The sequence below is a fragment of the Bradyrhizobium sp. Ken64 genome (assembly GCF_055807555.1).
Genome location: NZ_JBVVPA010000002.1, coordinates 141,657 through 155,089, shown reverse-complemented (window position 1 = coordinate 155,089; position 13,433 = coordinate 141,657). Strand labels below are relative to the sequence as shown.

At 64.9% G+C, this 13,433-nt stretch carries 9 protein-coding genes; 4 read left to right on the top strand and 5 right to left on the bottom strand.

Features of this window, described 5'->3' with window-relative positions:
• Positions 1–13 precede the first annotated feature (13 nt).
• The 3 genes from AC0L2F_RS03895 (at position 14) to AC0L2F_RS03885 (ending at position 6,242) form a co-directional block, all read left to right on the top strand.
• Complete coding sequence (locus tag AC0L2F_RS03895) at positions 14–1,708, top strand: methyl-accepting chemotaxis protein (RefSeq protein WP_473247558.1); 1,695 nt, start codon at positions 14–16, stop codon at positions 1,706–1,708.
• 165 nt (positions 1,709–1,873) lie between these two features.
• A complete protein-coding gene (locus AC0L2F_RS03890; protein ID WP_473247557.1) occupies positions 1,874–5,053 on the top strand; it encodes an efflux RND transporter permease subunit in 3,180 nt (1,059 codons plus the stop codon).
• The gene (locus tag AC0L2F_RS03885; protein WP_473247556.1) at positions 5,040–6,242 is read left to right on the top strand and encodes an efflux RND transporter periplasmic adaptor subunit; all 1,203 of its coding nucleotides are present in this window, start codon (positions 5,040–5,042) and stop codon (positions 6,240–6,242) included. Before AC0L2F_RS03890 ends, AC0L2F_RS03885 begins: the two co-directional genes overlap by 14 nt.
• Before the next feature lie 114 nt (positions 6,243–6,356).
• Here the strand turns inward: AC0L2F_RS03885 and AC0L2F_RS03880 are convergent, their stop codons facing one another.
• Positions 6,357–7,898 carry an acetyl-CoA acetyltransferase gene (locus tag AC0L2F_RS03880; protein ID WP_473247555.1) on the bottom strand — a complete coding sequence of 514 codons (1,542 nt, stop codon included), beginning with the start codon at positions 7,896–7,898 and terminating at the stop codon, positions 6,357–6,359.
• Positions 7,899–8,084: 186 nt separating this feature from the next.
• Positions 8,085–9,218, bottom strand: coding sequence for a nitronate monooxygenase (locus tag AC0L2F_RS03875; protein ID WP_473247554.1), 1,134 nt, complete (start codon positions 9,216–9,218; stop codon positions 8,085–8,087).
• Positions 9,219–9,521: 303 nt separating this feature from the next.
• On the opposite strand from AC0L2F_RS03875, the gene yghU reads away from it, so the two are divergent.
• A complete protein-coding gene (yghU, locus tag AC0L2F_RS03870; protein ID WP_473247553.1) occupies positions 9,522–10,403 on the top strand; it encodes a glutathione-dependent disulfide-bond oxidoreductase in 882 nt (293 codons plus the stop codon).
• A gap of 173 nt (positions 10,404–10,576) precedes the next feature.
• Here yghU and AC0L2F_RS03865 read toward each other — a convergent pair whose 3' ends face one another.
• The 3 genes from AC0L2F_RS03865 to AC0L2F_RS03855 form a co-directional block, all read right to left on the bottom strand.
• The gene (locus tag AC0L2F_RS03865; RefSeq protein WP_275170548.1) at positions 10,577–11,854 is read right to left on the bottom strand and encodes an acyl-CoA dehydrogenase family protein; all 1,278 of its coding nucleotides are present in this window, start codon (positions 11,852–11,854) and stop codon (positions 10,577–10,579) included.
• 304 nt (positions 11,855–12,158) lie between these two features.
• A complete protein-coding gene (locus AC0L2F_RS03860) occupies positions 12,159–12,539 on the bottom strand; it encodes a VOC family protein (RefSeq protein WP_473247552.1) in 381 nt (126 codons plus the stop codon).
• Between the two features lie 107 nt (positions 12,540–12,646).
• Positions 12,647–13,426 (bottom strand): SDR family NAD(P)-dependent oxidoreductase, encoded by a 780-nt coding sequence (locus tag AC0L2F_RS03855; RefSeq protein ID WP_473247551.1) that lies wholly within the window; start codon positions 13,424–13,426, stop codon positions 12,647–12,649.
• Positions 13,427–13,433 lie beyond the last annotated feature (7 nt).

Genomic DNA, 13,433 nt, shown 5'->3' with positions numbered 1-13,433 from the left:
TTTGGGGCCCCACATGCGCAAAAATCTTCCCGTCACAGAAATCGAATATCCCGTCAGCGATGAGACCCTCATCGTTTCGAAGACGGACCTGAAGGGCAAGCTCACCTACTTCAACGACGACTTCCTAGCGGCCGCGGGCTTCACATCCGCGGAGCTGATGGGCCAGCCGCACAACATCGTCCGTCACCCGGACATGCCGCCGGAGGCGTTCGACAATCTCTGGGACACGCTGAAGGCCGGCAAGCCGTGGCTCGGCGCGGTGAAGAACCGCCGCAAGAACGGCGATTTCTATTGGGTACTGGCGACGGCATCGCCCATTCGCGCGGACGGCCAGGTCACAGGCTATACCTCGATCCGCACCAAGTTGCCGGCTGACCAGCGCAAGCTGGCCGAAGAGGTCTACGCGGCGATCCGCGAAAAGAAGCCGCATGGTTATCGCGTCGACGCCGGCATCATCCGTCGCCGCTCGCTGCTCGACCATTTTGCGATCTTCACCAGGACGCTGAAGGCACGCCTGGTCACCACGATGGCGCTGCAGCTGCTGTTCGTGCTCGCGCTTGGCATCGGTGGGGCGCTTTCGACCGGCGGTACGACCAGCCTGAGCCTGGCGCTGCTGGCCGTCGCCGGCGCTGCCGTCCTCGGCTTCGCCGGCCTCACGACCGTGCGAGCCATCCAGCTCCCGATGCAGCAACTCAACGACACCTTGGTCAACCTCGTCCAGGACAAGCTGGACAACCGCATCCTGATCCAGCGCGACGACGAGATCGGCGAAGCGCTGCGCAACCTCCAGACTGTGCAGACCATCATTCGCTTCAGCCGCGACGAGGTGCAGGCGGTACAGCGCCGTGCCGAGGGACAGCGCAAGGCCGACATGACAAAGCTTGCCGACGGCTTCGAGGCCGCGGTCGGCGAAATCGTCGAGACCGTGTCCTCGGCGGCAACCGAACTCGAGGCATCGGCCTCGACGCTGACCTCGACCGCCGGTCGGGCGCAGGAATTGGCGACGGTGGTCGCGTCCGCCTCGGAAGAAGCCTCCACCAACGTCCATTCAGTGGCGTCGGCCGCCGAAGAGATGTCCTCCTCGGTGCGTGAGATCAGCCGGCAGGTGCAGGAATCCGCCCGCATCGCCGGGGAGGCCGTCAGCCAGGCGCAATCCACCACCGAGCGGGTCAGCGAATTGTCGCGGGCGGCGTCGCGGATCGGCGACGTCGTCGAGCTCATCAACGCTATCGCCGGGCAGACCAATCTGCTGGCGCTCAATGCGACGATCGAGGCGGCTCGTGCCGGCGAGGCCGGCCGCGGCTTCGCGGTGGTTGCCTCGGAGGTGAAGGCGCTCGCCGAGCAGACGGCCAAGGCCACCGGCGAAATCGGCCAGCAGATCGGCGGCATCCAGACGGCGACGCAGGAATCGGTTGGTGCCATCGGCCAGATCAGCGGCACGATCGCCCGCCTGTCGGAAATCTCCTCGGCGATCGCGGCGGCGGTGGAGCAGCAGGGCGCGGCGACCCAGGAGATCGCCCGCAACGTGCAGCAGGCGGCCCAAGGCACCCAGCAGGTGTCGTCCAATGTCGGCGAGGTCCAGCACGGTGCTTCCGAAACCGGCTCGGCCTCCTCGCAGGTGCTGTCCGCGGCACAGATGCTCTCGCGCGACTCGAGCCGCCTCAAGCTCGAAGTCGGCAAGTTCCTGGACTCGGTCCGCGCCGCATGAGGCGGCCGCATGGCCGCGGTGCGTGTTCCGCAGTGCGGTAGCAGGGAATTGAAGGCAGGAAACCCGCCGGAGATTAGCGTTTCCGGCGGTGCTCGGGTAAAGGGAGGAAGGGATCCCCGCGGGGGCGGATTCCGTATCCTCGCTTGACCTGGAATTTCCCGGCGAATGATTGCTCTGGTCCGTATTGCCCTGAGCCGGCCCTACACGTTTGTCGTGCTCGCGCTCCTGCTCCTGATCATCGGACCGCTGGCGGCGCTGCGGACGCCGACCGACATCTTCCCGGACATCCGCATCCCCGTGATCGGCGTGGTCTGGCAGTACACCGGCCTGCCGCCCGACCAGATGTCGGGCCGCATCACCACGCCGTTCCAGCGCGCGCTGACGACGACGGTCAACGACATCGAGCACATCACCGCCAATTCCTATAACGGCTTTGGCATCATCAAGATCTTCTTCCAGCCGAACGTCGACATCCGCACCGCCAACGCGCAGGTCACCGCGATCTCGCAGACGCTGATCAAGCAGATGCCGCCGGGCGCGACGCCGCCTCTGATCCTGAACTACTCCGCCTCGACCGTGCCGATCGTCCAGGTAGCGCTCTCGGGCGATGGCCTCACCGAGCAGAACCTCGCCGATATCGGCATCAACCAGCTCCGTACTCCGCTGGTCACCGTGCCTGGCGCAGCGATCCCCTATCCGTTCGGCGGCAAGCAGCGCCAGGTCCAGATCGACCTCGACCCGACCGCGCTCCAGGCCCGGGGTCTGTCCGGCCAGGACGTCGCCAACGCGCTCGCGGCCCAGAACCTGATCACGCCGGTCGGCACTCAGAAGATCGGGCAGTTCGAATACATCATCCAGCTCAACAATTCGCCGCTGAAGATCGAGGAGCTCGGCAACCTGCCGATCAAGACCGTCAACGGCGCGATGGTCTATGTGCGCGACGTCGCGACAATCAGGGACGGCAACCCGCCGCAGACCAACATCGTCCATGTCGACGGCAACCGCTCGGTGCTGATGATGGTGCTCAAGGCAGGCGCGACCTCGACGCTCGACATCATCGCAGGCATCAAGCAGAAGGTGATCGACGTCAAGGACCAGCTGCCGGACGCGCTGAAGATCGGCTTCATCGGCGATCAGTCGGTGTTCGTCCGCGGCGCCATCGAAGGTGTCGCGTTCGAAGGCGTGATCGCGGCGCTGCTCACCAGCATCATGATCCTGCTGTTCCTTGGCAGCTGGCGCTCGACCGTCATCATCGCGGTCTCGATCCCGCTCTCGGTGCTCGGCGCCATCATCATGCTGTCGGCGATCGGCGAGACGCTGAACATCATGACGCTCGGCGGCCTCGCGCTCGCGGTCGGCATTCTCGTCGACGACGCCACCGTCACGATCGAGAACATCAACTACCATCTGGAGCAAGGCAAGCCGGTCGAGCAGTCGATCCTCGACGGCGCCAACCAGATCGTGACGCCGGCCTTCGTCTCGCTGCTCTGCATCTGCATCGTGTTCGTGCCGATGTTCTTCCTCACCGGCGTGGCGCGCTTCCTGTTCGTGCCGATGGCGGAAGCGGTGATGTTCGCGATGATCTGGTCATTCCTGCTGTCGCGCACGCTGGTGCCGACCATGGCCAACTATTTGTTGCAGGCGCATGTCCACCACGAGGAGGGTCCGCCGAAGTCGCGCAATCCCCTGGTCTGGTTCCAGCGCGGTTTCGAGGCTCGCTTCGAGCGCATTCGCGGTGGCTATCACAATTTCCTCGGGCTCGCGCTCGCGCACCGTCCGGTGTTCGTGATCGGCTTCCTTTGCGTGGTCGGCGCGTCGTTCGCGCTGGTGCCGTTCCTCGGGCGCAACTTCTTCCCCGCGGTCGATGCCGGCAACATCCTGATGCACGTCCGCACCCAGGTCGGGACCCGCGTGGAGGAGACCGCGAACCAGCTCGCCGACGTGCAGAAGGCGATCCGCAAGCTGATCCCGGGCGAGATCGAAACGCTGACCGACAACATCGGCATGCCGATCTCCGGCATCAACATGACCTACAACAACACCGGCGTGATCGGCCCGCAGGATGGCGACATCCAGATCAAGCTGAAGGAAGGCCACAAGCCGACGGAGGAGCATGTGCGCGTGCTGCGTGAGCAACTGCCGCGGCTGTTCCCCGGCGTCAGCTTCGCGTTCCTGCCGGCCGACATCGTCAGCCAGATCCTGAACTTCGGCGCGCCGGCGCCGATCGACCTGCAGATCCGCGGCGCCAATCTCCGCGCCAACTTCGCTTATGCCAACAATCTGCTGGCCAAGGTCCGCAGGATTCCCGGCGTCGCGGATGCGCGCATCCAGCAGTCGCCGAACAATCCGACCTTCAAGATCGATGTCGACCGCACCCGCGCGCAATATGTCGGGCTGACCGAGCGCGACGTCACCAACAGTCTCGTGGTCAACCTTGCCGGCTCCTCGCAGGTGGCGCCGACCTACTACCTCAATCCGGATAACGGCGTGTCCTATTCGATCGTGATGCAGACGCCGCAATACCAGATGGATTCGCTCAGCGCACTGCAGACGCTGCCGATCACGGCCGCCGGCAATTCGCAGTCGCCGATCCTCGGCGGCATCGCCGACATCAAGCGCTCGACCTCGAGCGCGGTGGTCTCGCAATACGACATCCAGTCGATGGTGCAGATCTTCGCCACGACCTCGGGCCGCGATCTCGGTGCGGTCGCGACCGACATCCGCCAGCTGATCGCCGACACCGCCAAGGAGGTGCCGAAAGGCTCTTCCGCGGTGCTGCTCGGCCAGGTGCAGACCATGAACAGCGCCTTCACCGGCTTGTTGTTTGGCCTGCTCGGCGCGGTCGTCCTGATCTATTTCCTGATCGTCGTGAACTTCCAGTCCTGGTCCGATCCCTTCGTGATCATCACGGCGCTGCCCGCAGCACTCGCCGGCATCGTCTGGATGCTGTTCGTCACCGAGACGACGCTGTCGGTGCCGGCGCTGACCGGCGCCATCATGTGCATGGGCGTTGCCACCGCCAACAGCGTGCTCGTGATCTCGTTCGCCCGCGAGCGCTACGAAGAGCTCGGCGACCCCATCGCCGCGGCGCTCGAAGCCGGCTTCGTCCGGTTCCGCCCGGTGCTGATGACCGCGCTCGCCATGATCATCGGCATGGCGCCGATGGCGCTGGGGCTCGGCGAGGGCGGCGAGCAGAATGCGCCGCTTGGCCGCGCCGTGATCGGCGGCCTGATCTTTGCAACGTTCGCCACGCTGATGTTCGTTCCGGTGGTGTTCAGCATGGTACACAAGAAGCAAGGCGCCAAAGCCGCCGCCTCCCTGGAGACCCCGCATGTTGCCCACTGAACCCCGCTCCCCGGTGTCGTACCGGAAACTGGGCATTTTCTGCGTGGTGGCGCTGATCGCGGCGGGCCTGGTCGTGGGCACCGGCATCCGTGCCCGCGAGGAGCAGGACTCCAGGCTGAAGGCATGGACCGATGACCAGGCCGTTCCCAGCGTCGCGGTGACGCTGCCCAATGCCAAGGCTCCCAATTCGACCATCGACTTGCCGGGCCGTCTCGAAGCCTATTATCGCGCACCGATCTTTGCCCGCGTTCCCGGCTATCTCAAAAGCTGGAGCGCCGACATCGGTGCGCGGGTGAAGGCCGGTCAGGTGATCGCCGAGATCGAGGCGCCCGACCTCGACCAGCAATTACTTCAGGCCCGCGCCGACCTCGCCAGCCAGCAGTCCAGCGCCAGGCTGTCGGAAGCCACCCTCAACCGCCGCAAGACGCTGGTCGCCTCCAACTTCGTCTCCGCGCAGGAGATCGACGAGCGTACCGCCGATCTCTCCAACAAGAACGCGGCGGTTCGCTCGGGCCAGGCCAATGTCGAGCGGCTCGAGGCGCTCGCCGGTTACAAGAAGATCACCGCTCCGTTCGACGGTGTGGTTACGGCGCGGGACACCGACGTCGGTGCGCTGATCAATTCAGGCGGCGGCTCGGGCCCAGCGATGTTCGTGGTCTCCGACATCACCAAGCTGCGCGTCTACATCAACGTTCCCCAGAACTACGTGCCCGCGATCAAGATCGGCGCCAAGGCCGCCATCGTACTGCCGGAGTATCCGAACCGGACCTTCCAGGCGACGGTGGAGGCTTCCTCGCAGGCGGTCGACGTCGCCTCCGGCACGACGCGCATGCAACTTGGTCTCGACAATTCCTCAGGCGAGCTGATGCCCGGCGGTTACGCCAGCGTCAAGCTCAGCCTGCAGCGCGACACCGCGCCGCTCAGCATTCCCGCCAGCGCGCTGATCTTCAACGGCAGCGGTCTGCGCGTCGCAACCGTCGGTCCGGACGACAAGGTCCTGTTCAAGCCGGTGACCATCGCCCGCGATCTCGGCAGGGAGATCGAGCTCGCCTCCGGAATTGCAGCGGACGACCGCGTGATCACGGCACCACCGGACGGCCTCTCCGACGGCGACCAGGTCCGCATGACCGGCGCCGCCGCCAAGGGCAAGCCTGCGACAGCTTCCGAGAAGCAGGCGCCGAAGGGGTAGTTTTTATCACCTCGCCCCGCTTGCGGGGAGAGGTCGGATCGCATCGAAGATGCGATCCGGGTGAGGGGGACTCTCCGCGAGTCCCACTCTCACCGTCCTTGCGGAGACTCCCCCTCACCCCGACCCTCTCCCCGCAAGCGGGGCGAGGGAGACTACTTCCGGCAGGCCATCCGCAGCCATCGTGATCTCGCCAAGCGAACCCACCGGCGTCCTGTTCATGTCGAGCAGATGCGCCAGTGTCGCCGCGTCGCTCGCGGGAATCCGCGCCAGCGTGCGCCTGTCGTCTTCCGTCCGCAGCATCACCACGCCGTGCTCGACATCGCCGGCCCGGCCGTAGAGCACCGTAAAGCTCTCGACCTTGCCCTTGCCCGAGACATCCGAGACGAACTCCGGCACCGCACGCTTGTTGCTGTCCGCCGCCGCCTGCACGCTTGTCTCCTGTGCCAATGCCTCACGCGGCGGTACCTTCGACACCACCAGCGCATGATGCTTGGTGACGAAGCCGCCCTGGCCGTAAAGCAGGCCGAGCGTTGCGCCGTCGCGCACCCGCCGCACCATCGCGCAGGCGGCATGCGTCATGTAGGTGTTGAGCGGTGCGCCGAAGAAGGTGAGGCCGCCTGTTACGGTCGGCTGCACGTCGGCGGAAAGGCCCAGCGTTCGCCGCGCCATCTTGGGCACGCACGGGAAGCAGCTATAGAGCTCGATCGCGTCGAATTTCTTTCCGTCGCCGCCGGCGAGATCCATCGCAGCCTTCAAGACGGCGTTCTGCGGATGGCTTTCGTAAAACTGGTCGCGCAACAGATAGTCGCGCGGCTCTTCCGCCGAAGCGCCGCCGAGCGGGTAGACGAGCTTGTCCTCGGCGATGCCTGCCGCACGCGCTTTGGCGAGGCTGGTGAGCAGCAGCGCGCCGCCCATGTTGACGCTGGGGTTCGCAACCATGAGCTTGTTGTAGGGCCAGGCGATCAGGCGGTTGTCCGCCGTCGGCGTCGTGATCTCCTCCGGCGCATAGCGCCGCTTCAGCCAGGCATTTGGATTTTGCGCGGCGGCTTCCGAATAGCGCGACCAGAGCGTACCCGACTCCGCCATCGCCTCGCGCGGCGTCTGGCCCCAATGCGCCGACGATGCCGCTTCATAGAACGGATAGACGGTCACTGGCCGGAACACGCCGAGCTTCACGGCCAACGGTTTCTGGAACGCTGCGCCGCGTTTCGGCTCCTCGACGTCATGGGCGAACGGGGTCCATGGCAGCTTCGTGCCGGCGCGCTCCGCCTTGGTCGCCGTCGACTGTGCCTCTGCGCCGCAAACCGCGGCAACACTGCATTCACCGCGCGCGATGCGCTTTGCGGCTTCGTGGATGTAGCGGATCGGGCTCTCGCCGCCGACCGGGCCGTAATAGCAATGCGACGGCTTGATGCCGAGCCGCTGCGCCAGCAACTGCTCCGGATCGCGATAACGCCAGCTCAGGAAGTTGACGACGTCGAGCGATTGCACCTCGCCGAGCAACTTCGCGCCGGCATCTGCTTCCGCGCTCAGCAAGGCCTGTTCGAGCAGGTCGAGCGGTTCGAGGCCCTCGGTGATCTCCTTGGGGCGGTCGACAATCTCGCCGACGCCGACGATGACGGGGATGCGGTCTTCGGGGATGGTGAAGTTGGTCATTTCTTCTTACTTCACATTCTAGATCTTCGGCACGCCATCGTCCTTCGAGGCCTTCGCTACGCTACGGCACCTCAGGATGACGGCTACGGAGACGACGTCATCCTGAGGTGCGAGGCCGGCGGCGCACTTGCGCCGGTGGCCGAGCCTCGAAGGATGAGCCGCAGGCGCTATTTCGGCCACGGGCAACTACTCCGCCACCAGCGCATTCATGTGCTCGACGGCTTCGGCGAACTCTTCCTTGAACTCCTGCACCACCGCGCCGGCCGATTTCACGCTGTCGATCAGCCCGACGCCCTGGCCGACGAAGTAACTCACGAGGTCGCGCGCCTTCGCGTTGCCGCCCGCCGCGGCGCGATCGATCGCGTTGAAGGCGTCGCGGCTGACGATGCTTTGCAGCGGCATCGGCAATGCGCCGGGGCTCTCGGGTGCGCGGTCCCAGGCGTCGGTCCAGCCCGAGCGAAGCTGCCGTGCCGGCTTGCCGGTGCGGCCCTTCGAGCGCACCGCATCGCGCGACGACGCCGCGATCATCTTCTCGCGAAAGATCTCCGTGGTCTCGGACTCGACGGTGGCAAGCCACACCGAGCCGGTCCAGGCGCCCGCGGCACCCATCGCCATGCAGGCGGCCATCTGCCGTCCCGTCATGATGCCGCCGGCGGCGAGCACCGGCACGTCGCGGACCTTCTTGATCGCCTTGATCACCTCGGGCACCAGCACCATGGTCGAGACCTCGCCGCAATGGCCGCCGGCTTCGGTGCCCTGGACCACGAGGATATCGACGCCCGCCGCGACCTGGCGCAGCGCGTGCTCCTTGGCCCCGACCAGCGCCGCAACCGGCACGCCGTGCTTCCTGCCCATCTCGATCATGGCCTTCGGCGGCACGCCCAGGGCATTGGCGATCAGGCGGATCGGATGGTTGAACGAGACCTCCAGCAGCTCCAGCGCGGTCCTGCCATCGAACGGCTGCGGCTGGTTGTCGGCGACTTCAGTGGTCGTGAGTTCGATGTCATATTTCTTCAGGAGATCGCGGGTGTAGTTGCGGTGCTCCTGTGGCACGCGCGCTTCAAGGCTCTTCCAGGTGACGTCCTTCTCGCCGGAGGTCGAGATGTTTTCGGGGATCAGCACGTCGATGCCGTAAGGCTTGCCGTCAACGTGCTCGTCGATCCATTTCAGTTCGCGCTCCAACGTATCCGGCGTGTGCACGGTCGCACCTAACACGCCAAAGCCGCCGGCCCGGCTGACGGCGGCGACGACATCGCGGCAATGGCTGAAGGCGAGCAGCGGGAAATCGATGCCCAGCATGTCGCAGATCGGCGATTTCATCGTTCTCTCCCGGCGGCCTCGCGTTGCTGTCGTTGCAATCTTGAGCGCAGGCTCATCGACGCTAGACCATCGTCTTGCGCTATGCCAATCCGGATTTGGCGGCGCATCTTGCGTGCACACGCCGTGCTGCGCGAAGCCGTACGCCTGGCTCGACGGATGCGGTTTTCCGTATGGCCGTCCTCGGCAACGTCGGATGCATGACGCGGTCGCGAGGCCCGCGCCGGACGCAGGGCCGGCGGGGCTTGCCATCGGCCGTCCGTGAGCTAATTAATGCAGGCGCATCTTTTTCGCCGGAGCCCGCCCATGACCGACACCCCCGCCTACGTGCCGCCGAAAGTCTGGACCTGGAACAAGGAGAATGGCGGGCAGTTCGCCAGCATCAACCGGCCGATTGCCGGTCCCACCCATGACAAGGAGCTGCCGGTCGGCAAGCATCCCTTCCAGCTCTATTCGCTGGCGACGCCGAACGGGGTGAAGGTCACGGTCATGCTGGAGGAGCTTCTGGCGCTCGGCCACAAAGGCGCGGAGTATGACGCCTGGCTGATCAAGATCGGCAACGGCGACCAGTTCGGCAGCGGCTTTGTCGACATCAATCCGAATTCCAAGATCCCGGCGCTGATGGACCGCTCCGGCCCGGAGCCGATCCGGGTGTTCGAGTCCGGCTCGATCCTGCTTTATCTCGCGGAAAAGTTCGGCGCCTTCCTGCCGAAGGACGTCAAGAGCCGCACTGAAGCGATGTCGTGGCTGTTCTGGCAGATGGGCAGCGCGCCCTATCTCGGCGGCGGCTTCGGCCATTTCTACGCCTACGCGCCGACCAAGATCGAATATGCCATCGACCGTTTTGCAATGGAGACCAAGCGTCAGCTCGACGTGCTCGACCGCCGGCTCGCCGACAACGAATATCTCGCCGGCAGCGACTACACCATCGCCGACATGGCGGTGTGGCCCTGGTACGGCGCGCTCGCCAAGGGGCTGGTCTATGGCGCGGGCGAATTCCTTTCCGTGCAGGACTACAAGCACGTGCAGCGCTGGACCGACCAGATCGCCAAGCGCCCCGCCGTCAAGCGCGGCCGCATGGTCAACCGTGTTTCCGGCGACCTCGCCAGCCAGCTCCACGAGCGGCATGATGCCGGCGATTTCGAGACCAAGACGCAGGACAAGATCGGCGAGGTTGCCGCGTCATAGGGCGGTGCTCTCTTCACCTCGCCCCGCTTGCGGGGAGAGGTCGGATTGCATCGAAGATGCAATCCGGGTGAGGGGGAGTCTCCGCGAGTCGAAGTGTCACCGTCCGTGCGGAGGCTCCCCCTCACCCTGACCCTCTCCCCGCAAGCGGGGAGAGGGGAAAGAGAGGCAGTTAATCACGCCATGCTCAGCTCGTGGCGTCCCACCACCATCCAGTGCACCTCGTCCGGACCATCCGCGAAGCGGAGATGACGGACGTCTTGGTACATTTCGGCCAGCGGGGTCCAGTGCGAGATGCCGGTGGCGCCGTGCATCTGGATCGACTGGTCGATGATCTTGCAGGCGCGCTCCGGCACCATGGCCTTGACCATGGAGACCCAGACGCGGGCCTCCTTGTTGCCGAGCACGTCCATGGCCTTGGCGGCCTTCAGCACCATCAGCCGCATCGCCTCGATCTCGCAGCGCGCCTGCGCGATGATCTGCATGTTTCCGCCGAGATGGGCGATCTTCTTGCCGAAGGCTTCGCGGGTGAGGCCACGCTGCACCATCAAATCTAGCGCCTTCTCGGCCTTGCCGATGGTCCGCATGCAGTGATGGATGCGGCCCGGACCAAGCCGAAGCTGCGAGATCTCGAAGCCGCGGCCCTCGCCGAGCAGGATGTTCTCCTTGGGCACGCGGACATTGTTGAAGCGCATGTGCATGTGGCCGCGCGGCGCGTGGTCCTGGCCGAACACGTACATGGGACCGAGCACCTCGACGCCGGGCGTGTCGCGCGGCACCAGGATCTGCGACTGCTGCTTGCTCGGCGCCGCATCCGGATTGGTCTTCACCATCACGATGAGGATCTTGCAACGGGGATCGCCGACGCCGGAGATGTAATACTTCTCGCCGTTGATGACCCATTCGTCGCCGACGAGCTTTGCCGTCGTCGAGATATTCTTGGCGTCCGAGGAGGCAACGTTCGGCTCGGTCATGACATAGGCCGAGCGGATTTCGCCGTTCATCAACGGCTTCAGCCACTTCTCCTTCTGCTCCTTGGTGCCGACGCGCTCCAGCACCTCCATGTTGCCGGTATCCGGCGCCGAGCAGTTCATGCTCTCCGAGGCCAGCGGGCTCTTGCCGAGCTCGGATGCGATATAGGCATAGTCGAGATTCTTGAGCCCCTGGCCGGTCTCGTCGTCGGGCAGGAAGAAGTTCCAGAGGCCTTCCTGCTTGGCCTTGTTTTTGGCCTTCTCCAGCACCTCGAGCTGCTTCGGCGTGAAGCTCCAGCGATCCTCTTTGCCTTCGCCGGCTTTGGCGAATTCGATCGACATCGGCTCGACGGTATCGCGGATGAATTTCCTGACGTGATCATAGAGCGGTCGAACCTGGTCCGACATGCGGAGGTCGTTGAGCTCGTCCCCGGGATTGAGGGTGTAGTTGGTGGTGCGGGGAATATAGGTGTGTTTTGTCATTGTTCCTCCCGGGGTCGCTGAGATCGTGTTGAGCCGGAGAATAGTCGCAGCGTCGCCAAAGTGCGAGCGCGCATTTTTCCAACGCGAGCCATGCCACGTGATGGAATATCGCGAGGGCGTTTGAAATGTTGTTTGAATGATGTCGCCAACACCCGATGTCGTCCCGGACAAGCGCAGCGCAGATCCGGGACCCATAACCACAGGGAGGAGTTTGACGAAGACCCGGAGTTACGAGTTTGCGCCACAACCACTCCCTGTGGTTATGGGTCCCGGCCTTCGCCGGGACGACACTGAATATGTCGATCTAATTCGCCATCCGATGCATCGCGCAAATCTTGTTGCCGTCGAGGTCGCGCAAATACGCAATGTAGAGGTTGACGCCGGGGCCCTGGCGGATGCCGGGAGGATCTTCGCAAGGAACGCCGCCGGCGGCGATGCCGGCCGTATGCCATGCATTGACCTGCTCAGGCGAGTTGGCGGCAAAGCCGATGGTGCCGCCATTCGCAGGCGTTGCCGCCTCACCGTTGATCGGCTTCGTCACCGAGAACACGCCGGTCTTGGTGATGTAGAAGATGCGATGGCCGTCGACGCGTGCCGGCCGGACGTCGAGCGTGGTCAGCAAATTGTCGTAGAACGCCTTGGCCTTGTCGAGGTCGTTGGTGCCGATCATCACGTGTGAAAACATTTTGCCGTTCCCTCATCTTGTAGCCCGGATGGAGCGAAGCGGAATCCGGGTCTTGTTTGCTTTTTGGCGGTCCCGGATTGCGCTGCGCTCCATCCGGGCTACGAGAATCAAAACGCCGTATAGCCGCCGTCGATCACGAACGTATCCGCGGTATGATACGACGAGGCCTTGCTCATCAGATACACCGCGATGCCGCCGAAATCGCTGGGCTCGCCGAAGCGGCGCACCGGAATGCGCGGCATCACGTTGGCCACGAACTTCTCGTTGGCCATCAGGCCTGATGTCATGTCGCTCTTGATCCAGCCGGGCAGGATCGCGTTCGCGGTGACGCCGTGGCGCGCCAGCTCGACGCCGAGCGCGCGGACCAGCGCGTTGATCGCGGCCTTGGTCGCCGCGTAGTGCTCGTTGCGGGCGGTACCGAAGATCGAGGCGAGGCTCGAAGTCGCCACCAGCCGGCCGAAGGGATCGCCGGCTTCCGCGCGCTGGGTCATGTGTTTTGCGGCAGCCTGGAACGCGTGGAACACGCCGTCGAGATTGGTCGCAAACATCGTGCGCCATTCTTCCTCGGTGCGTTCGATGAAGGACCGCCGGCCGCCGCCGCCGATGCCGGCATTGGCAAAGCAGCCGTCGACGCGGCCAAATGTGTCGAGCGTGGCCTTCATCGCGGCATTGACCGAGGCCGGGTCGGTGACGTCGCAGACCCGCGCGTCGACCTTGCCGGATAGCCCCGCCAGGCTCGCGGCAGCGCTGCTGTTCTTGTCAGGATTGCGGCCCCAGATCGAGACATTGCAGCCCTGGCCGGCGAGCGCCTGCGCGATGCCTAGCCCGATGCCGCCATTGCCGCCGGTGATCACGGCGACCCGGCCTGAAAGGTCGAAAAGGTTCATGGCGCGT